The 19,401-nt window shown below is 62.4% G+C and carries 19 protein-coding genes; 12 read left to right on the plus strand and 7 right to left on the minus strand.

Annotated elements, in window-relative coordinates; translation table 11 throughout:
* Positions 1–60: 60 nt before the first annotated feature.
* The 4 genes from ACEW8Q_RS07435 to ACEW8Q_RS07450 form a co-directional block, all read right to left on the minus strand.
* Entirely contained in the window at positions 61–1,224 is a 1,164-nt protein-coding gene (locus ACEW8Q_RS07435; protein ID WP_373503421.1) for an acyl-CoA dehydrogenase family protein, read from the minus strand.
* Positions 1,225–1,232: 8 nt separating this feature from the next.
* Positions 1,233–2,003: an SDR family oxidoreductase gene (locus ACEW8Q_RS07440; protein WP_373503422.1), complete on the minus strand. Its 771-nt coding sequence runs from the start codon at positions 2,001–2,003 to the stop codon at positions 1,233–1,235.
* A 125-nt stretch (positions 2,004–2,128) separates the two neighbouring features.
* Entirely contained in the window at positions 2,129–3,199 is a 1,071-nt protein-coding gene (locus ACEW8Q_RS07445) for a 3-hydroxyacyl-CoA dehydrogenase NAD-binding domain-containing protein (protein ID WP_373503423.1), read from the minus strand.
* A complete protein-coding gene (locus ACEW8Q_RS07450) occupies positions 3,132–4,025 on the minus strand; it encodes a 3-keto-5-aminohexanoate cleavage protein (RefSeq protein WP_373503424.1) in 894 nt (297 codons plus the stop codon). The genes ACEW8Q_RS07445 and ACEW8Q_RS07450 overlap by 68 nt, the downstream gene beginning before the upstream one ends.
* Before the next feature lie 86 nt (positions 4,026–4,111).
* On the opposite strand from ACEW8Q_RS07450, the gene ACEW8Q_RS07455 reads away from it, so the two are divergent.
* The gene (locus tag ACEW8Q_RS07455) at positions 4,112–5,050 is read left to right on the plus strand and encodes a GlxA family transcriptional regulator (protein ID WP_373503425.1); all 939 of its coding nucleotides are present in this window, start codon (positions 4,112–4,114) and stop codon (positions 5,048–5,050) included.
* Between the two features lie 31 nt (positions 5,051–5,081).
* A complete protein-coding gene (locus ACEW8Q_RS07460; RefSeq protein ID WP_373503426.1) occupies positions 5,082–5,318 on the plus strand; it encodes a hypothetical protein in 237 nt (78 codons plus the stop codon).
* 18 nt (positions 5,319–5,336) lie between these two features.
* On the opposite strand, the gene ACEW8Q_RS07465 is transcribed toward ACEW8Q_RS07460, so the two are convergent.
* Positions 5,337–5,927: a DUF2585 domain-containing protein gene (locus ACEW8Q_RS07465; protein ID WP_373503427.1), complete on the minus strand. Its 591-nt coding sequence runs from the start codon at positions 5,925–5,927 to the stop codon at positions 5,337–5,339.
* 133 nt (positions 5,928–6,060) lie between these two features.
* Here ACEW8Q_RS07465 and ACEW8Q_RS07470 point away from each other — a divergent pair, with 133 nt between their 5' ends.
* Positions 6,061–8,340 (plus strand): spermidine synthase, encoded by a 2,280-nt coding sequence (locus tag ACEW8Q_RS07470; protein ID WP_373503428.1) that lies wholly within the window; start codon positions 6,061–6,063, stop codon positions 8,338–8,340.
* A 7-nt stretch (positions 8,341–8,347) separates the two neighbouring features.
* Here ACEW8Q_RS07470 and ACEW8Q_RS07475 read toward each other — a convergent pair whose 3' ends face one another.
* Positions 8,348–9,115 carry an FkbM family methyltransferase gene (locus ACEW8Q_RS07475; RefSeq protein ID WP_373503429.1) on the minus strand — a complete coding sequence of 256 codons (768 nt, stop codon included), beginning with the start codon at positions 9,113–9,115 and terminating at the stop codon, positions 8,348–8,350.
* An 82-nt stretch (positions 9,116–9,197) separates the two neighbouring features.
* On the minus strand, positions 9,198–9,623 hold the full coding sequence (locus tag ACEW8Q_RS07480) for a DUF4864 domain-containing protein (RefSeq protein ID WP_373503430.1): 426 nt from the start codon (positions 9,621–9,623) through the stop codon (positions 9,198–9,200).
* 257 nt (positions 9,624–9,880) lie between these two features.
* Between ACEW8Q_RS07480 and ACEW8Q_RS07485 the strand changes: the two genes are divergently transcribed.
* The 9 genes from ACEW8Q_RS07485 to ACEW8Q_RS07525 form a co-directional block, all read left to right on the plus strand.
* Complete coding sequence (locus ACEW8Q_RS07485) at positions 9,881–10,345, plus strand: (2Fe-2S)-binding protein (RefSeq protein WP_373503431.1); 465 nt, start codon at positions 9,881–9,883, stop codon at positions 10,343–10,345.
* Positions 10,346–10,361: 16 nt separating this feature from the next.
* Positions 10,362–12,731 (plus strand): xanthine dehydrogenase family protein molybdopterin-binding subunit, encoded by a 2,370-nt coding sequence (locus ACEW8Q_RS07490; protein ID WP_373503432.1) that lies wholly within the window; start codon positions 10,362–10,364, stop codon positions 12,729–12,731.
* 20 nt (positions 12,732–12,751) lie between these two features.
* Positions 12,752–13,543: a xanthine dehydrogenase family protein subunit M gene (locus tag ACEW8Q_RS07495; protein WP_373503433.1), complete on the plus strand. Its 792-nt coding sequence runs from the start codon at positions 12,752–12,754 to the stop codon at positions 13,541–13,543.
* Between the two features lie 135 nt (positions 13,544–13,678).
* Positions 13,679–14,599 carry an AAA family ATPase gene (locus tag ACEW8Q_RS07500; RefSeq protein WP_373503434.1) on the plus strand — a complete coding sequence of 307 codons (921 nt, stop codon included), beginning with the start codon at positions 13,679–13,681 and terminating at the stop codon, positions 14,597–14,599.
* 5 nt (positions 14,600–14,604) lie between these two features.
* Positions 14,605–15,858 carry a VWA domain-containing protein gene (locus ACEW8Q_RS07505; protein WP_373503435.1) on the plus strand — a complete coding sequence of 418 codons (1,254 nt, stop codon included), beginning with the start codon at positions 14,605–14,607 and terminating at the stop codon, positions 15,856–15,858.
* A gap of 9 nt (positions 15,859–15,867) precedes the next feature.
* A complete protein-coding gene (locus tag ACEW8Q_RS07510) occupies positions 15,868–16,191 on the plus strand; it encodes an XdhC family protein (protein ID WP_373503436.1) in 324 nt (107 codons plus the stop codon).
* Between the two features lie 156 nt (positions 16,192–16,347).
* Positions 16,348–17,016: an XdhC family protein gene (locus ACEW8Q_RS07515; RefSeq protein ID WP_373503437.1), complete on the plus strand. Its 669-nt coding sequence runs from the start codon at positions 16,348–16,350 to the stop codon at positions 17,014–17,016.
* A 1-nt stretch (position 17,017) separates the two neighbouring features.
* Positions 17,018–18,637: an NTP transferase domain-containing protein gene (locus tag ACEW8Q_RS07520; RefSeq protein ID WP_373503438.1), complete on the plus strand. Its 1,620-nt coding sequence runs from the start codon at positions 17,018–17,020 to the stop codon at positions 18,635–18,637.
* Between the two features lie 83 nt (positions 18,638–18,720).
* Positions 18,721–19,401, plus strand: a 681-nt coding sequence (locus tag ACEW8Q_RS07525) for a M24 family metallopeptidase (RefSeq protein WP_373503439.1), incomplete at its 3' end; no start/stop codon positions are given.

The raw sequence follows: 19,401 nt of genomic DNA on the forward strand, positions 1-19,401 counted from the left end.
GAACTCCCCTCATCCGGCGCTTCGCGCCACCTTCTCCCGAAAGGGGAGAAGGGAAGTTTGTCACCCTCCCAGCGGCCGCAGCAGCGCGCGGGAAATGATGTGGCGCTGGATTTCAGAGGTGCCTTCCCAGATGCGCTCGACCCTTGCGTCCCGCCAGATGCGCTCCAGCGGCAGGTCGCTCATCAGACCCATGCCGCCGTGGATCTGGATCGCTTCATCGGCGACGAAGGCCAGCATCTCGGTGGCTTTAAGCTTGGCCATTGCCATGTCCATATCGGTCACGGTCTTGTTGTCGAACTTCCATGCGGCTTCCAGCGTCAGCAGTTCGGCTGCCTTGCATTCGAGCGCCATGTCGGCGAGCTTGAAGCTCACCCCTTGAAACTTGCCGATCTGCTGGCCGAACTGCTGGCGGTCCACCGCATATTGCTTGGCGTGTTCCAGCGCGCGCTCGGCGCGGCCGATGCACGTGGCCGCGACCTGAAGGCGGGTCGCGCCCAGCCAGTCGTTCGCCACTTCGAATCCCTTGTGGACTTCGCCAAGCACCTGGCTCTTGTGCACGCGGCAATCGTTGAATTCGAGGATGCAGTTGTTGTAGCCGCGGTGCGAGACGTTCTTGTAGCCGGGGCGAACCGTGTAGCCGGGCGTTCCCATGTCGATCAGGAAGGCAGTGATCAGCTTCTTCTTGCCGCGCGGCGTATCCTCTTCGCCGGTCGCGGCAAACAGGATGACAAAGCTCGCTTCGTCGGCATGGCTGATGAAATGCTTGGTGCCGTTGATGATGAAGTCGTCACCATCCTGCCTGGCGAAGGTCTTCATGCCGCGCACGTCGGAGCCGACGCCGGGCTCGGTCATGGCGAGGCAATCGGATTTCTCGCCACGCACGGCCGGAAAGAGATATTTCTCACGCTGCTCGCCCTCGCAGGCCATCAGGATGTTCGAGGGACGCGCGACGCAGGTCCAGTGCAGCGCATAGTTGGCGCGGCCCAGTTCCTTCTCGTACAAAACCCAGGTCAGCGTATCCAGGCCGGCACCACCCACTTCGGCGGGCATGTTGGCGGCATATAATCCGGCTTCGATGGCCTTCTTCTTGATCTCGTCGCGGAGATCGTGGCGGAGCACGCCCGTCTCCTCGATTTCGGACTCGTGCGGATAAAGTTCGTTGACGACGAAATCGTGCGTCGTCTTGACGATCATCTGCTGTTCTTCGGTGAGGTTGAAATCCATCTACTAACTCACTTGATGTGGAAGGTCTCGACATGGCCGTCGATGGCGATGTCCTGGCCGGTGATCATGAAGGCTTGGGGGGAGGCGAGGTACACCGCGAGGGCGGCAACCTCATGCGCTTCGGTGAGGCGCTCGAGCGACTGGTTGCCGACGATTTCCTTCGCCACCACGTCGAAGTCAACGCCGCGTACGTCGGCCTCACCCTGGATCACGCGGTTGATGCGGTCACCCTTGACAGACCCCGGACAGATGGCGTTGCAGCGGACGTTGTAGCGGCCCAGTTCGATGGCGAGCGACTTGGTGAGGCCGATGACACCCCACTTGGCAGCCGCATAGGGCGTGCGATTGCCGAAGCCATGCTGGCCGGCATTGGAAGACATATTGATGATGACGCCGGATTTCTGCGCCTTCATCACTGGTGCGGCGCGTCTTGCGCAGAGGAAGTATGAGTCGAGACAGATCTCGATGCATTCCTTCCAGTCGGCCAATTCGATATCTTCCACCGGAGCGGTGGGGCCCTTGATGCCGGCGTTGTTCACGAAGACGTCGATGCCACCCAAGTCCTCCAGCGCGTCGTCAAACCAGGCGTCGATTTCGCCCTCGTTCCGGACGTTCACGCGGCTTGCTGCGATGTCGGGGAATTCCTCGCGGAATTTCGTCAGCGCGGCCTCGTTCACGTCGCAGATGTGGACCTTTGCGCCCTCGGCCGCGAAGGCGCGGGCGATGGACTTGCCGATGCCGTCGGCGGCGGCGGTGATCATGACGCGTTGCTGTGGCATGTGATGGTCCCTCCAAGACTGTCATTGTCATTCCCGCATTCATTGCGGGAACCTATGGTTCGTTCCGTTCTGCCTTCGAGATTGCGGCACAATGGGTCACCGGGACAAGCCCGGTGAGGACAACATCAGGATTTGGCCTTCGCAGTCTTCTTCCGGGCCTTCATCTCGCGGTCCAGGACCAGTCCGGCACCGATCTTGTGCTTCTTGAAGACCTTCATCATGTCGACCAGAACCGCGTTGCGCTTGGCTTCGATCTCGGAGACCTTGCGACCCGCAGCTTGCGCTTCGCAGCCTTCGACAAGACGGGTTTCCAGCTCCTTGTTCCACTTGGGGAACTTGAGGTCGGTCCAGTCGAGCTCCAGCGTCGGGTCGAACTGCTTGATGAAGTCTCGCATGCCGCCGGGGCCGCCGGCCACATGATAGGTGAGGAACGAGCCCATGAAGGCCCAGCGCATACCGGCGGAATAGACGATCGAGTCGTCGATGTCGCCGGTGGTCGCGATGTCCTTGTTCAGGATGTGCAGCGCCTCGCGCCAGAGGGCTTCCTGCAGGCGGTCGCAGACATAGCCCATGATCTCACGCTTGAGCCTGAGGACCTGCATGCCGATCGACTCGAAATAGACCCCGGCACGCAGCATCGCGTCTTCCGATGTCTTCTCGCCCGGAACCGTCTCGACCAGCGGCAGCAGGTAGACGGGGTTGAACGGGTGGCCAATGATCACGCGTTCGGGGTGCTTGCACTGGCTCTGCAGGTTACTCGGCAGGAAGCCCGAGGACGATGAAGCGATGATGACATGAGGTGCGGCCACCGCGTCGATGTCGCGGAACAGCTTGATCTTGAGGTCTTCGCGCTCGGGCGCCGCTTCATGGATGAAGTCGGCCTTCGACGCCATCTCCTTCAGGTCGGTGGTGAAGGTGAGCTTGCCCTTCTTCACCGGCTTGCCGAGGAGTGCTTCAAGCGACGGCCAGGCTGTCTTGATCTGCGCCTTGAGGCGTTCTTCCGCTGTGGGGGACACATCATAGGCGATGACGTTGAAGCCGCGGAACAGCAGGCGCGCGGCCCACCCCGCACCGATAAGGCCGGTTCCTGCGATGCCGACGGTCTTGATGGATTTCGGAGCGGCCATGTTACTTCTTCCTCGGTGCGAGCTTGAGGATCTCGCGGCCTTCGTCCGGCGAGGCGACTTTCGTGCCAAGCAGTTCGATGATCTTCACGGCCTTCTCGACCAGCGTGCCGTTCGAGGCGTGGACGCCGCGCTCAAGCCAGAGATTGTCCTCAAGGCCAACGCGCACATGGCCGCCGAGCAGGACGGCCTGCGCGACTGCGGGGAACTCGTTCCGGCCGATGCCGAAGGCGGCCCAGACGGCATTGGGGGGAAGCTGCGCCTTCTGATAGGCCATCGTCTCGGTATCGTAGGGGGCTCCCCACGGGATGCCCAGGCAGAGCTGAAACATCGGCGGGTCCTGAATCAGGCCTTCGGCGACAAGCTGCTTGCCGAACCACAGGTTGCCTGAATCGAAAATCTCCATTTCGGGCTTCACACCATAAGACATGATGAGCTTCGCCTGCTCGCGGAGCTGGGCCGGGGTCTGGATCACGATGGTGTTGCCATCGCCGAAGTTGAGCGTGCCACAGTCGAGCGTGCAGATTTCCGGGCGAAGTTCCTTCACATGGATCAGGCGCTCCTCGGGGCCGACGCAATCGGTGCCGGGGCCGAAGTCGAGCGGCTTGGCGCCGGAGCCCACTTCCACGTCGCCGCCCATGCCGGCGGTGAGGTTGATAATGACGTCCTTGTTCTTGTCGCGGATGCGTTCCATCACCTCGCGGTAGTATTCCACCTTGCGCGAGCCCTTGCCTGTCGATGGTTCGCGGACGTGGCAATGAACGATTGTGGCGCCGGCGGAGGCTGCTTCGAGTGCCGAATTGGCGATCTGCTCCGGGGTCACCGGAATGGCCGGGTGCTTGCCGACGGTGTCGCCCGCGCCGGTGACCGCACAGGTGATGATGACTTTGGACTGCATGGAATCCTCCTTTTGGTGGCGCGACAGTAGGACGGCTGATAAATCGACATTTGACTTTTTTCGCCATTCAGTTTTCTTTTCCCGCCATGGCTCGATACGATGTCGTCTTCCTTCTGGTCCCCAAGTTCTCGATGATTGCGCTTTATGGGGCGCTCGAGCCCCTGAGGGTGGCCAACCGCTTTGCGGGTCCGACCTTCTCCTGGCGCTTCGTCTCAGGCGATGGACAACCGGTGGCAGCGTCCAATGACATTCCCGTTTCGGTGTCGGGCGGACTGGGAGACATCGGCAAGCCGGACATGGTGGTGATCTCTGCCAGCTATGAACCGGAAAAGGGAAATACCCGGCCCATGATCTCCGTCCTCAAGGGACTCGCGCGGAAGCGCGTGCTGCTGGCCGCTATCGATACCGGGCCATTCCTGCTTGCGGAGGCGGGGCTGCTCGACGATTATCGCGCCACCTGCCATTGGGAGAGCCTTCCCGGTTTTCGCGAGAGCTATCGGAAGGTTCAGGTGGAGCAATCTCTTTATGTGACCGACCGCGACCGCATGACCTGCGCGGGCGGCGCCGCGGCCATCGACATGATGCTGGACTGGATCGGCAGGCTGCTCGGCCGTCCGCTTGCCGTTCTGGTGGCGGACCAACTGGTACATTTCCGCTCCGTCGAACAACCGTCCCAGGCGAGGCTTCCGGCGGCGGCACGCTATGGGACGACCGATGCGCGGCTCCTGAAGATCATCACGGCCATGGAAGAGCAGGGGGAAGACCCGCTCGATGCACCGGCGCTGGCCGATGTTGCAGGAATTTCGGTCCGCCAGATGGAACGCTTGTTCCATGAGAAGCTGGGCGAGAGGCCAATGGGTTTTTACCTGAAGCTCAGGCTCGAGAAGGCGGAACGGCTGATCACCTATTCAACCATGGGCATGCGTGAAATCTCGGTCGCCTGCGGGTTCTCCTCTCTGCCGCTGTTCTCGCGAAACTTCCGCCAGCGTTACGGAAGGCCACCATCGGCTCTGCGGACGTCTTGATTCTGTCTGCGGGCCGGGTTTCAATGCCGCCATGACCGGTGCGATCGTTTTCATCATGCTGTCTCTGGCGGGCAATGCCGTTCCGCTTCAGCCTACGCCGGGCAACTGGTGCGAAGTGGGGCAGGTGGTCATCATCCCGGATGGACGCGAAGGCCCTGTAACTTCGGTCTCGGGTAATCTTTGCCGGGTTCTTGTCTATGGCCAGAAGTACGGATCGCTCTGGCCTCATTACCTTATCGAGCCAGCGCATCCGGTCTATGGACGATAAGACCCGCAGTTCAATGAATTAAGCGCCCATCTGCCACTGCTTGATGAAGTCCATGGGCCAAATCAGCATGATGACGTTCAGCGTGAGATTGTCACGGATGACGGCGGCAGCGAGCAGTTCGAAGCCGAAGGCAATGAGGATCGTCAGCCAGACGGGCAGCCGGGAGGCCAGCCAGAAGCCCACAGCCATCGCAAGCAGGTCGCTTGCGGAGTTCACGATGCTGTCGCCGTAGTAATCCAGGGACACAGTGGCTTCGCGATAGCGGTCGATGATGAAGCTGCTGTTCTCGAGGATCTCCCACGCGCCTTCGATTGCTACGGCGACTGCCAGCCTGCTCCCGAAACTCCAGTCGCGGGCGAGAAGCCAGAGCACGCCATAGAAGATGAAGCCGTGAATGATGTGGGAGAGCGAGTACCAGTCGCTCAGGTGCTGGGAGGTCTCGCTGCTCCACACCGGGGCATGCCAGAACTTGATCGTTCCGCAGGCACAGATGGGCAGGCGCCCCATGAGCCGCAACACAAGGAGTGTCGTGGCCGCCAGAACCACGGCCAGGGCCAGTCCACGAAGATTTCCGTCCTGGCGGGGTTGTTCGCCTGCTTCAGCCGTCACGCCCGACACACCTCATTACACTTCGTTCAGAATGCTCTTCCAAAGGTGATTTGCCCAGTGTCGTTAACGGGCACTTAAGCGGTGCTCGCGCAGAGTGGATGGCAGTGTTTAGCGTTCAATGTACCGGTGCTCGATGACGTCCGTGGAAGTCGCCAAGAGAAACGAACTGTCCACGGTGAAGCCGAAGGCTGTGGTTGCAGTCTTCGCGGCGACGCTGTTTTCCAGCGCGCTGCTGATGTTCCTCATCCAGCCGATGTTCGCCAAGATGGCGCTGCCGCGCCTTGGCGGCACGGCGGCCGTATGGTCGCTGGCGCTGGTCTTCTTCCAGGGCGTCCTGCTGCTCGGCTATGGCTATGCTCATATTCTTGTGAAGTCGCTGAGCCTCCGCACCGGCGTGATCGTCCATGGCCTGATCATGGCTGGCGCGATGATCAGCCTTCCCATTTCCATTTCCGCCAACTGGGACATCCCGCCGGAAAATGGCCAGGCCATGTGGCTCATGGGATTGTTCGCGGTGTCGGTCGGCCTGCCGTTCTTTGCGATCTCGGCCAACGCGCCGCTGCTGCAATCGTGGTTCTCGCGGTCGGGCCATGCGCAATCGCATGATCCGTATTTTCTCTATGGCGCCAGCAATGCGGGAAGCTTTGCGGCGCTGATCGCCTATCCGCTGGCGATCGAGCCCTTCATCGGGCTGCTGCCGCAGACACATTTGTGGAGTGCCGGCTACGTCCTGCTCGTGGTGATGGTCGCGTCCTGCGGCTTCCTTGCGGCCAGTGCCGTTCCCTCAGGCGCCTCCGCCGAAGGCACCACCGCCGCCGAAGCCGATGTGACATGGATTGACAGGCTGACGTGGGTGGCGCTCTCCTTCGTGCCGTCGGGACTGCTCGTCGGCAGCACGGCGCACATCGCCACCGACCTCGTGTCAGCGCCCTTCATGTGGGTCGTGCCGCTGGCGATCTATCTGCTGACCTTCGTCATCACGTTCCAGACGAAACCCTGGATTCCGCACAGCTTCGTCATCGACCGGCTGGGCGTCATCATTGCCCCCCTCTGCCTCTTCGCGCTGTCGCCCGCCACCCAGATCTGGCTGGTGCCGATCCATCTGCTGGTTGTCTTCACGCTGATGATGGCCTGCCACGGAGAACTGGTGCGCACGCGCCCCGCCGCAGGCAAACTGACCGAATTCTATTTCCTGATGTCGCTCGGCGGCGTGCTTGGCGGCATGTTCGCCAGCCTTCTCGCGCCCAACATCTTCAACAGCGTGATCGAATACCCGCTGCTGATGATTGCCGGCTTCGCGGCTGTCGGCATCGTGAGAGGCAAGGCAAAGGCGCTGACGCCGAAGTTCTGGCTGACCCTGGCGCTCGTCCCGCTGATCCTGATCCTGCTTCTGCTGAGCGACGGCACCGGCGCCTCGATCAAGCACTTCATCATGATCGCCTGGCTGCTGATCGCGCTGGCACTGCTGCTTGCCACCAGCCGCGAGCCGCTGGCGCAGTCTCTCATCCTGCTGTCTGTGATGTTCATCTACCAAACAGTGAGCAAGGTTCCGGCCCCCATCGCGCAGTCGCGCAGCTTCTATGGCGTGCTGTCGGTCTACCCGGCCGATGATGGCCGCTATCATTTGCTCGCCCATGGCACGACCAAGCACGGTTCGCAGATGCGGAAGGACGAGAACGGCCTCCGGCTGACCGACAATCCCGAGCCGCAATCCTACTACTATGCGAACGGTCCCTTCGGTTCCCTGATCGGCCATCTGCGCGAAGGCGGCAACAAACTCGACAGTGTCGCCATCGTGGGCCTCGGCACCGGCGCCATGCTGTGCCACGCCAATTCGGGCGAAAAGTGGTGGTTCTACGAGATCGATCCGGAAGTGGTTCGGATCGCCGCCGACCCGCAATACTTCACCTATCTGCGCGACTGCGGTCCCTCGGCCGGCGTGGTGATGGGCGATGGCCGCTTGCGCCTCCAGCAGGAGACGGCCGACAAGTTCGACCTGATCGTGCTCGATGCCTTCTCGTCCGACTCGGTGCCCGCGCACCTGATGACCTCCGAGGCGCTCGACACCTATCTCTCGAAGCTCAAGCCCGATGGCGTGATCGTGTTCCATATCTCGAACCGCTTCATGGAGCTGGCAAGCGTCATCGAAGGTGCTGCGCGGTTGAAGGGTCTCGATGCCTGGTACAACACGCTCGACCTGAAGTATTGGAAACCCGACGCCTCGCGGCTCGATCTCAGGCCCTATCTCGCCGTCATCGGCAAGAACCCCGGTGCCGTGCGTGGCCTTGCCAACGATCCCGCCTGGCATCGCGCCACGGCGGATGAGGTAGCTCCCGCCTGGACGGACGACTACTCCAACATCCTGGGCGCGATCTGGCGCAACTATTCGGGCAAGACGCCGTTCGACCGTTGATCCGTCTTCAGCTGACAGGGGTGGAGCGCGTGGCGATGATCCATCCGCGCTGTTCATATTGCTGCCGGATTGCCGTCATGAACCCGGCCTGCCGCAAGTGCGCCGCCAGCATCTCTCCGGTGTGACCCTCCACGAGATCGCCATGGAACAGCACCAGCATCAGGCTGACCTTTGCCAGCGTGGCGCGGTCGGCTGACAGCAGGATCGGGAACTCGGCGCCCTCGCAGTTGAATTTCATGAAGTCGACGTGCGCGATGTTCCGCTCGAACAGGTAGCGGGCGAGGGTGCGGGCCGGCACGGTTTCGGAGGTGCCATTGAAGTTCAGCGTGGTGGAGTCGCCCCAGCTTTCGCCCTCGGGCGCGTGGTAAAGCGTCACGAAATCATTGGAGTCCGAAATTGCCAGCCGGTCGGCGATCACGTTGCCGGCGGTGTTCAGACGAAGATTGGTGCTCAGCAGCCCGAAGGTCTCCTGCCGGGCCTCGATCGTATAGACCCGTCCCACAAGGCGCGAGACCAGCAGGGCGAAGTCGCCGAGATGTCCGCCGACCTCGACGACCACATGATCGTTGCAGGGCTGATATTCCGGCACGCCCGAGAGAAAGATGTCGCGTGCGAAGCTGTGTTCCAGCACGCCCTCATCGGACGTGCCGGGCCGGTAGGCGACGGTGAAACCCATTTCCTCGTGCAGGAGAAGCGTTGCTGCGGCATCGGCGGGCATGCCGGACCTGATCGCGTGTTCTTTCACGGCGTCGAGGCTACCCAGATTGTTGTTCATGCAACTTGAATTCCACCGAGTTGAAATGACAGCGTTACGCCTCCCCAGCCATGTTGAAAACGGAATGCGGGAGGGCCTTATGTCAGGCGTTGATGTCGGGGGCTCTCACGATGGCGCATCCGCTGATCTGCCACGAGCCGTCTGGCTGCTGCTCCATGGTGTAGATCGCCTCATAGGTGATGCCGTCCGGGCCAACGACGGTGACGCGCTGCGTGGGCCGGCCGGATGCGCTGAAGCCCGCGTCGCCAAACTTGAACGATTGCGGCCGGTAGACCGGCTGGTAGCCCTTGCGCACCATGTTCATGAAGACGTCCGGGTTGGGGAAGACCTGCTTGATCATCGGCGCGGCGTAGGAATAGGCGCGTGCGCCGTCGTCAACCCGGAATGCCTCGATCTGGCCCTGGATGATGTCGCGGAATGCGCTCCTGTCCGACTCGCTCAGCGATTGAGCCTGGGCGAAAGGCATGAACAGCATGAGAGCGGCCAGCACGATAAACAGACGGCGCATCGAAACCTCCCGGAATTGATCTATTATCTGGCATCTACGCTACAGCTGTGGCGGCGGTTTCATGTGTGCGCCGCAACATGATGAGATTCCAGATGAATTTCTTGCCGCACCGGCCCCGAGCATACTTGACGATGCCGGATTGGCGGATGAGTATGCGCCCCGGCGAACACAGAATTCCCCACCGGGCAATGCTTTGACTTTCAAGGCGGCGAAGCTTGCTCCGGATCAAGCGGGAGGCCATTTGGGAGGACCACTCGATGCCTGCAATCTCCATGAAAGTGAATGGACAGGCCGTCTGCGGCGAAGTTGAAGGCCGCACTCTGCTTGTCGAATTCCTGCGCGACAAACTCGGACTGACCGGCACCCACGTCGGCTGCGACACCAGCCAGTGCGGCGCCTGCGTCGTCGAAGTGAACGGCAAGGCGGTTAAGTCCTGCACGGCGCTGGCGATTTCTTGCGCTGACGCGGATGTAACCACCATCGAGGGCCTCGCCCAGAACGGCAAGCTTCACCCGATGCAGGAAGCCTTCCGCGAGCATCACGGACTGCAGTGCGGCTTCTGCACGCCGGGCATGATCATGGCGGCAGTCGACATCGTGAAGCGCAAGGGCAAGTCGCTCGACGAAGACACCATCCGCCACGAGCTCGAAGGCAATATCTGCCGTTGCACGGGATATCATAACATCGTCGCCGCCGTTAAGGCCGGCGCGGCAAACATGTGATTGGGAGGACTCTCTGATGAGTGACACCGGAACCGGAATCGGCGCCCGTGTGAAGCGCAAGGAAGACCAGCGCTTCATCACCGGAAAGGGCAACTACACCGACGACATCAACCTTCCCAAGCAGACCTGGGCCTATTTCGTGCGGAGCCCCCATGCTCACGCCACGATCACGTCGATCGATGCGTCTGCCGCGAAGAAGATGCCGGGCGTCGTCGGGATCTTCACCGGCGATGATGTGGCGGAGGACAAGATCGGCGGCCTTATCTGCGGCTGGATGATCCATTCGAAGGACGGCTCGCCCATGAAGGCGGGGCCGCATCCCATCCTCGCTGTCGGCAAGGTGCGCTACGTGGGCGACCATGTGGCCGTGGTCGTCGCCGAGACGAAGGACCAGGCCAAGGCTGCAGCGGCAGCCGTGCAGGTGGACTATGACGTGCTGCCGCATGTCGTCGACGTGGCGCATGCCATGGGTCACAAGGCGCAGATCCACGACGCTGCCCCCGACAACCGGGTGTTCAACTGGTCGATCGGCGATGAAGCCGCGACTGACGCCGCCTTCAAGTCGGCAGCGCATGTGACGAAGATCGACCTCGTCAACAATCGCCTGATCCCCAATGCCATGGAGCCCCGCGCCGCGATCGGCTCCTATGATTCAGGCATGGACCACTACACGCTCTACACCACCAGCCAGAACCCGCATGTGGCCCGACTGGTGATCTCCGCCTTCCATGGCCTGGCGCCGGAGCACAAGCTCCGCGTGATTGCGCCGGACGTTGGCGGCGGCTTCGGCTCCAAGATATTCATCTATGCCGAGGAAGTGGTTTGCGTCTGGGCCTCGAAGCGTATCGGCGGCCGTCCGATCAAGTGGACTGCCGAGCGTTCGGAAAGCTTCCTCGCCGACGCGCATGGCCGTGACCACGTCACCCATGCCGAGATGGCAACGGATGCCAACGGCAAGATCACCGGCTTCAAGGTTCACACCAAAGCGGCGATGGGTGCCTATCTCTCGACCTTCGCCTCCTGCGTGCCGACCTATCTTTATGCCACGCTGCTGTCGGGGCAATACGCCATCCCGAACATCTATGCGGAAGTGGACGCCATCTACACCAACACGGCTCCCGTCGACGCCTATCGCGGCGCCGGACGCCCCGAGGCGACCTATGTCGTCGAGCGCATCGTCGAGACGGCGGCGCGCGAACTGAAGATGGACCCGGCCGAATTCCGCCGGAAGAACTTCGTCACGCAGTTCCCGCACCAGACACCCGTCATCATGTGCTACGATGCGGGCGACTATTCGGCCGCCCTCGACAAGGCGCTGGACATTGCCGAATACAAGAGCTTCCCCGAGCGCAAGGCGGCGTCCGCCAAGAAGGGCAAGCTTCGCGGCATCGGCTTCTCGGCCTACATCGAAGCCTGCGGCATCGCTCCCTCGGCGGCCATCGGCTCGCTCGGTGCAGGTGTCGGCCTGTGGGAGTCGGCTGAAGTGCGCGTCAACCCGGTCGGAACGGTGGAGGTCCTCACGGGCTCTCACAGCCACGGCCAGGGCCACGAGACGACCTTCGCGCAGCTCGTCTCCGACCGCCTCGGCATCGACATCAACAACGTAGCAATCGTTCATGGCGACACCGACAAGGTGCAGTTCGGCATGGGCACCTACGGTTCACGCTCTGGTGCTGTCGGCATGACCGCCATCTCCAAGGCGCTCGACAAGATCGAGGCCAAGGCGAAGCGCGTCGCGGCTGCGGTGATGGAAGCGAGCGCCGATGACGTCGAGTTCAAGAATGGCACCTTCACGGTGAAGGGGACCGACAAGAAGATGGCGTTCGGCGAAGTGGCCTTGTCGGCCTATGTGGCCCACAAGTTCAATTCCGCCGAGATCGAGCCCGGCCTCAAGGAATCGGCCTTCCACGATCCGTCGAACTTCGTGTTCCCGGCGGGCGTGCATATCGCCGAAGTCGAGATCGACCCGGATACGGGCGTCACCGAGGTGTCGAGCTACACGGCGGTCGATGACTTCGGCAATGTCATCAATCCGATGATTGTCGAGGGCCAGGTTCACGGCGGCATCGTGCAGGGCATCGGCCAGGCGCTGGCGGAGGGCTGCGTCTATGACGCGGAGTCCGGCCAGCTGCTGACCGGGTCTTACATGGATTACCAGATGCCGCGCGCGGCAAACGTGCCGTCGTTCAAGCTGGGCTTCACCTGCACGCCTTGCCCGAGCAACCCGCTCGGCATGAAGGGCTGCGGCGAGGCCGGCGCGATCGCCTCTCCGGCGGCGATCATGAATGCTGTCACCAATGCGCTCGACGTGAAGGACGTGCCGATGCCGGCCACGCCGCACGTGATCTGGAAGACCTTGCAGCCCATGAAGAAGGCCGCGGAATAAGGCGGGAGGACCCAAAGACCATGGAAAACTTTAATTATCATCGCCCCGCCACCACGGCGGACGCTGTCAAGGCCATGAAGTCTGCCGGCGACGGCAAGTTCATGTCCGGCGGCATGACGCTGATCCCGACGCTGAAGCAGGGGCTCGCGTCCCCGAGCGACATCATCGATCTCAGCGGTATCAAGAACAGTGGCGTCAGCGTCGGCGCGACGGTCGTCATCAAGGGCGGCACCACCCACGCCGACGTGGCTGGAAGTGCCGACCTCAAGAAGGCCATTCCGGGGCTGGCGGCACTTGCTGGCGGCATCGGCGACCCTCACGTCCGCCATCGCGGCACGATCGGCGGTTCGGTTGCCAACAACGACCCGGCGGCGGATTATCCTTCCGCCTGCCTCGGCCTTGGCGCCACCATCCACACCTCCAGCCGCAAGATCGCGGCGGACGATTTCTTCACGGGCATGTTCTCGACCGCCCTTGAGGACGCCGAAGTGCTGGAAGCGATCGAGTTCCCGATCCCGAAGGTTTCGGGTTACGCCAAGTTCCCCAATCCGGCTTCGCTCTACGCCATGGTCGGCGTGTTCGTGGCGCAACTGGCCGATGGCTCGGTGCGCGTGGCGGTGACGGGAGCAGGTGCCGGGGTGTTCCGCGTGCCCGAGATGGAGGCAGTTCTTGCCAAGAACTTCTCGGCTGCGGCGCTGAACGGCATTGCAGTGGCGTCCAAGAACCTGAACGTCGACATGCATGCCTCGGCTGAATATCGAGCACATTTGATCACGGTCATGGCAAAGCGGGCCGTGGAAGCGGCTAAGTAATCTGCGGTTGACGCCGTCCTCTCACACTTTCGTCATGGCCGGGCTTGTCCCGGCCATCTTTATCCAGCGGGGCAAGATGCCCGTGACAAGCACGGGCATGACGACAGAGAGAGGAACAAACAGACACGAGGACAAATGACCCAGTTGCCCGCCTCGATCGACGACACCGTGAAGTTGCTCCGATCCACTGGCTATATCGTGGGGCGAGACCTTGCGACGGTGGTGTTCCTGTCCCTCAAGATGGGGCGGCCGCTGTTCCTCGAAGGCGAGGCAGGTGTGGGCAAGACCGAGATTGCCAAGGTGCTGGCCGACACGCTGGGGCGCAGGCTCATCAGGCTCCAATGCTATGAAGGGCTCGACATCAACTCGGCCGTCTATGAGTGGAATTATTCCGCCCAGATGATCGAGATCCGGCTGGCGGAAGCCTCTGGTGAACTCGACCGCGAGCGGTTGGGGCAGGACATATTCGCCGAAAAATTCCTGATCAAACGGGCGCTTTTGCAGGCGCTTGAGGCGCCGAAGGGCCAGGCGCCTGTCCTGCTGATCGACGAACTGGACCGCACGGATGAGGCTTTCGAGGCCTTCCTGCTGGAGGTGCTGTCGGATTTCCAGGTCACGATTCCGGAACTCGGCACCATCAAGGCCGAGGAACCGCCCATCGTCATCATTACGTCGAACCGCACACGCGAGGTTCACGACGCGCTGAAGCGGCGCTGCCTCTATCACTGGGTCGGCTACCCCGATGCCCAGCGCGAGCTTGAAATCGTCAAGGCCCGCCGTCCATTGGCCTCGGATGCGCTGGCGAAGGAAGTGGTGCTTTTCGTGCAGGCACTGCGCGGCGGCGATCTCTACAAGTCGCCCGGCGTGGCCGAAACGCTCGATTGGGTGACGGCGCTTCATGAACTCGACTCCCTGACGCTCGACCCGCAGATGGTGAACGACACGCTTGGCGTGCTGCTCAAATATCAGGACGACATCTCACGCATGCAGGGCACCGAAGCCAAGCGCATCCTCGACCAGATCAAGGATGAAATCCGGACGATGTCACATACATAAGGGCGATGCAGAATCCCTTCTCCAGTCCCGCCAACCAGAACCTGCGGCCGCTGTCCGGCAAGCTCGCCGAGAACATCATGCACTTTGCGCGCGTGCTGCGCGAGGCGGGCATCCCCGTGGGGCCCGGGGCTGTCATCGATGCGTTGGACGCGGCCATGTCGGGTTCGCTCCGCACGCGCGATGATTTCTACTGGACGCTCCACGCCGTCTTCGTGAAGCGGCGCGACCAGCGAGAGCTGTTCGACCAGGCGTTCCATGTCTTCTGGAAGAAACCCAAGATGCTGGAACAGCTGATGCAGTTGTTCTTCCATTCAATCACCCGCGATGCCGGCGAGAAGGCGAAGCAGGCCGGTTTCCGGCGGTTGGCGGAAGCGATGTTCGACAAGCACGAGTCTCAAAGCCAGAAGCGCGAGAAGAAGGACGATATCGAGGTCGATGCAACGATGACGGCGTCTGCCGATGAGGTTCTCCGAAAGAAAGACTTCGAGCAGATGACCGTGGCAGAACAGGCGCAGGCGCGGCAGGCCATTGCACGGCTGAGGCTGCACCGCACCGAAGTAATGACGCGGCGCTACAGACAATCGCTGAAAGGCCCCGCTATTGACATGCGGCGGACGCTCAAGGGCAGCCTCCGTGCCGGAGGCCATTTCATCGATCTCGAACGGCGTGAAAAGCAGTGGCACGAGCCACCGCTCGTGGTGCTCTGCGATATTTCGGGCTCATGCTCCAACTACAGCCGCATGTTCCTGCATTTTCTCCATGCGCTGACGAATGACCGCGACAGGGTGAGCGTATTCCTGTTCGGAACGAGGCTCACCAACATCACGCGCGAGTTGAGGCGGCGCGATATCGACGAGGCGATGGCAAAGGTGTCATCTGCCGTGAAGGACTGGTCAGGCGGCACGCGCATCGGCACGTCGCTGAAGGAGTTCAACTATCACTGGAGCCGCCGCGTTCTCACGCAAGGCGCTCACGTGATGATCATGACCGACGGCCTAGATCGCGAGGATACCACCACGCTGGAACACGAGATGGAGCGGCTCAGGCGGCAGACCAAGCGCGTCATCTGGCTCAACCCGCTGCTGCGTTTCGACGGGTTCAAGGCTTTGGCTGGCGGCGTGCGCGCCATGATGCCCTATGTGGACGAGTTCCGGCCCGTGCACTCTCTCGACAGCCTGCGTGATCTTGCCGCCGCCCTTGCCGGGCCACCCACGGCGGAGCATGATCCACGCAAGTGGTTGAAACAGACCCTTCACTAGGAGGTCATCATGGCCGTATCCGATCACACCATCCTCCAGCAGGCCGCCGACTGGCTGAACCAGGGCCGCAAGGTGGCGATTGCGACCGTCGTCGAGACATGGGGCTCAGCGCCCCAGCCCATCGGCAGCCAGCTCGTCATCGATGCTGAGGGCAATTTCATCGGTTCGGTTTCGGGCGGCTGCGTCGAGGGCGCGGTCGTCACCGAGGCGGTCGACATCATTTCGTCTGGCCAGCCGAAGTTGCTGCAGTTTGGCGTGGCCGACGAAACCGCCTGGAAAGTGGGCCTCGCCTGCGGCGGACGTATCGGCGTTTATGTGGAGCTGGTGAAGTGATGGGCTGCTCTGGTTTTCCTTCTCCCCTTGCGGGAGAAGGTGGCGCGAAGCGCCGGATGAGGGGCCTTGGCGCGTTGCGGAGCCAACCCCTCAACCGTCTCGCGCCTTCGGCGCAATCCACCTTCTCCCGCAAGGGGAGAAGGGAAGGGAGCGGACATGAAGCGTGAACTGCTCGAGGCGCTGCTCGCGGCACGCGGGAACCGGCAGGCGGTGGCACTTGTCACAAATCTTTCGACGGGCGAGCAAAGGCTTGTTCCGCGTGCGCAGGCCAGGAATGATCCGTTGGCTGACAAACTGGATGAAGCCTTCCGGTTCGACCAGTCGGGGAGCCACGAGGGCCAGTTCGTCAATATCCACAACCCGCCGCTCAGGCTCGTCATCATCGGGGCCGTCCACATCGCCCAGAGCGTGATCCCCATTGCGCAGCAGCTGGGATACGATGTCACCGTCATCGATCCGCGTGGCGCCTTCGCCACGGGTGCGAGGTTTCCCGGCATTGCGCTCCATGCCGAATGGCCTGACGAGATCCTGCCGCAGATGTCGCTCGATCCGCGGACCGCGATGATCGCGCTCACCCACGACCCCAAGATCGATGATCCGGCACTCTTCACGGCGCTGAAATCCGACGTCTTCTATATCGGCGCGCTCGGATCGAAGAAGACTCAAGCCTCGCGCGCCCAGCGGTTGAAGGATGCCGGCTTCAAGGAACAGCAGATTGCCCGCATCCATGGCCCCATCGGGCTCAGCATCGGCGCCAAGGGTGCACCCGAAATCGCGGTGTCGATCATGGCCGAAATGACGCGGGCGTTGCGCCTCGGGGAATGACATGATCTTCGGCGAGTTGCCCGTTGCAGACTCCGAGGGCGCCATCCTCGCGCATTCGGTGAAGCATCCTGCAGGCCTGTTCAAGAAGGGGCGCGTGCTCTCGGCCCAGGATGTCGCCACGCTCACGGAATCCGGTGTCGCTTCGGTTTTTGCGGCAAAGCTCGGCCCCGACGATGTGCCGGAGGACGAGGCCGCATCCGCCGTTGCCCGCATCATCGGTGCTGTGGGCACCACGGCACAGGCACCCTTTACCGGCCGCGCCAATCTTCACTCGTCGGTGCGTGGGCTCGCCATCATCGACACGGAACGGGTACGGGCGCTGAACCGGCTCCATGAAAGCCTGACGCTGGCAACCGTGCAGCCCTTCGCCATCGTTGAGGAACGCGAGATGGTGGCCACGGTGAAGGTCATTCCCTTTGCCGTGCCACGCGACGTTCTCACGCGGGCGTTGGACATCATCGGCGCCGAACCCCTCATTCGCGTTGCGGCGTTTCAGGCCAAGCGCGCCGGACTCATCATCACCAGCCTGCCGCAGACCAAGCCCTCCATCATCGCCAAGTCCGAGTCCGCCATGCGCGAACGCATTGCGGCGCTCGATGGCGTTCTGGCGGAGGTCCGCGTGGTGCCGCATGCCATTGCGAATGTGACGGAGGCCATTGCCGAACTCCGCCAATCGGCCTGCGATCCGGTGCTCGTCTTCGGGGCTTCAGCCATCGTCGACCGGGGCGACGTGATCCCGTCCGCTGTCGTGAAGGCCGGTGGAGAGGTGCTGCATCTCGGCATGCCTGTAGACCCCGGAAACCTGATGATGCTCGGCGCGCTGGGTGATGTTCCTATTATCGGTGTGCCGTCATGCGCGCGGTCACCGAAGCTCAACGGCTTCGACTGGGTGCTGGCGCGCCTGATGGCGGATGTACCGGTGCGCCCGGCTGACATCATGGACATGGGAGCAGGGGGGCTTCTTGCCGAAATCCCCACGCGGCCTTCACCCCGCGAAGGAAAACCGAAGCCGCAGCGGGCGCCGCGCGTGGCGGCGATTGTCCTTGCGGCGGGCCAATCCTCGCGCATGGGCTCCAACAAGCTTCTGGCGGACGTGGGCGGCCTTCCCATGGTGCGCAAGACTCTCGATGCGGTTGTTGGCGCGGCGGATTCGATTGTCGTGGTGACCGGCCGCGATGCCGATCACATCGCCGCGGCACTTCACGGCCTGCCCGTCAGCTTCATGCATAATCCGGATTTCGCGCACGGGCTGTCGACCTCGCTGCGGCGGGGGCTTGACGCCCTGCCTGCCGATACAGATGCCGCCGTCATCGTGCTGGGCGACATGCCGCTGGTGACGCCCGATGTAACCCGCCGCCTCATCGCGGCCTATAGCCCGGCGGAGCACCGCTCGATCTGCGTGCCCGTTCATGGTGGCGCGCGCGGCAATCCGGTGCTGTGGGGGCGCCAGCATTTCGAGGCACTGAAATCCCTGTCCGGCGACAGGGGCGCACGCATCCTGTTCGATCAGTATGCGGATGAAGTGGTCGAGGTCGCCATGCCGGATTCAGCCGTGCTGACAGATGTCGATACGCCGGAGGCACTGGCGCGGCTGCGTGGCGAAGGCCTCGTTGCACGCTGAACATGCCAGGGCCGTGCCCAGGTCACATTGCCCGCTTCCGGTGATTCCACTAGCCTTGGTTCAGACAAAACGAGGGGATGATCATGCGGGCTAAATTCGCAGCCTTTACGGAAGCCGAGCACCGCGACCGCCTTGCGAAGGTGCGTGCCCTGATGAAAGAGCGCGATATCGGCTGCTGCATCAGCGTGGCCCCGGAGTCGCTGTTCTACTATGGCGGCTATGACTCGTGGGTCAGCGCCAACAGCCCGCAGGCCCTGATCTTCACGGCAGATGACGACGAACCGACCATCGTGCTGCGCGATACCGACCTGTCGCTTGCCTATGAAAGTACCTGGGTACGCGACATCCGGGCCTACCGGCTGATGTTCGACAATGTTCCGGCGGTCATGGCGGACGTGGCGCGCGAGAAGGGATTGCGCGGCGGCAAGGTTGCCATTGAAATTCAGTCCTACGCCATCCCGCATTCACTCGGCCTCGCATTGGCGCACGCACTGGCACCCGCCGGGATCGTCGATGCCACGGTGATGATGGGGTTGCCGCGCCTGATCAAGTCGCCCGCCGAAATAGCCTATCTTCGGCAGGCCGCTTCCTATGCTCAGGCGGGGCTCGATGCGATGCGGCGCGCCACAAGGCCGGGCATGACCGAGATCGCGCTCGCCGCCGAAATCGAGAACGCGATGCGCGTGGCGGGCAGCGACTACTGGTCGATCCCGACCGAGCTATCGGCGGGCGAGCGTTCGGCCGGTGGCCATGCCACGCCGCGC

It is taken from the genome of Aestuariivirga sp., assembly GCF_041738905.1.
Lineage (GTDB): Bacteria > Pseudomonadota > Alphaproteobacteria > Rhizobiales > Aestuariivirgaceae > Aestuariivirga.

Excerpts from the sequence above, each read along its gene's own strand:
- ACEW8Q_RS07435 (WP_373503421.1), bottom strand. The coding sequence starts at position 1,224 with ATGGATTTCAACCTCACCGAAGAACAGCAGATGATCGTCAAGACGACG.
- ACEW8Q_RS07440 (WP_373503422.1), bottom strand. The coding sequence starts at position 2,003 with ATGCCACAGCAACGCGTCATGATCACCGCCGCCGCCGACGGCATCGGC.
- ACEW8Q_RS07450 (WP_373503424.1), bottom strand. The coding sequence starts at position 4,025 with ATGCAGTCCAAAGTCATCATCACCTGTGCGGTCACCGGCGCGGGCGAC.
- ACEW8Q_RS07455 (WP_373503425.1), top strand. The coding sequence starts at position 4,112 with ATGGCTCGATACGATGTCGTCTTCCTTCTGGTCCCCAAGTTCTCGATG.
- ACEW8Q_RS07460 (WP_373503426.1), top strand. The coding sequence starts at position 5,082 with ATGACCGGTGCGATCGTTTTCATCATGCTGTCTCTGGCGGGCAATGCC.
- ACEW8Q_RS07470 (WP_373503428.1), top strand. The coding sequence starts at position 6,061 with ATGACGTCCGTGGAAGTCGCCAAGAGAAACGAACTGTCCACGGTGAAG.
- ACEW8Q_RS07475 (WP_373503429.1), bottom strand. The coding sequence starts at position 9,115 with ATGAACAACAATCTGGGTAGCCTCGACGCCGTGAAAGAACACGCGATC.
- ACEW8Q_RS07480 (WP_373503430.1), bottom strand. The coding sequence starts at position 9,623 with ATGCGCCGTCTGTTTATCGTGCTGGCCGCTCTCATGCTGTTCATGCCT.
- ACEW8Q_RS07485 (WP_373503431.1), top strand. The coding sequence starts at position 9,881 with ATGCCTGCAATCTCCATGAAAGTGAATGGACAGGCCGTCTGCGGCGAA.
- ACEW8Q_RS07490 (WP_373503432.1), top strand. The coding sequence starts at position 10,362 with ATGAGTGACACCGGAACCGGAATCGGCGCCCGTGTGAAGCGCAAGGAA.
- ACEW8Q_RS07495 (WP_373503433.1), top strand. The coding sequence starts at position 12,752 with ATGGAAAACTTTAATTATCATCGCCCCGCCACCACGGCGGACGCTGTC.
- ACEW8Q_RS07500 (WP_373503434.1), top strand. The coding sequence starts at position 13,679 with ATGACCCAGTTGCCCGCCTCGATCGACGACACCGTGAAGTTGCTCCGA.
- ACEW8Q_RS07505 (WP_373503435.1), top strand. The coding sequence starts at position 14,605 with ATGCAGAATCCCTTCTCCAGTCCCGCCAACCAGAACCTGCGGCCGCTG.
- ACEW8Q_RS07510 (WP_373503436.1), top strand. The coding sequence starts at position 15,868 with ATGGCCGTATCCGATCACACCATCCTCCAGCAGGCCGCCGACTGGCTG.
- ACEW8Q_RS07515 (WP_373503437.1), top strand. The coding sequence starts at position 16,348 with ATGAAGCGTGAACTGCTCGAGGCGCTGCTCGCGGCACGCGGGAACCGG.
- ACEW8Q_RS07520 (WP_373503438.1), top strand. The coding sequence starts at position 17,018 with ATGATCTTCGGCGAGTTGCCCGTTGCAGACTCCGAGGGCGCCATCCTC.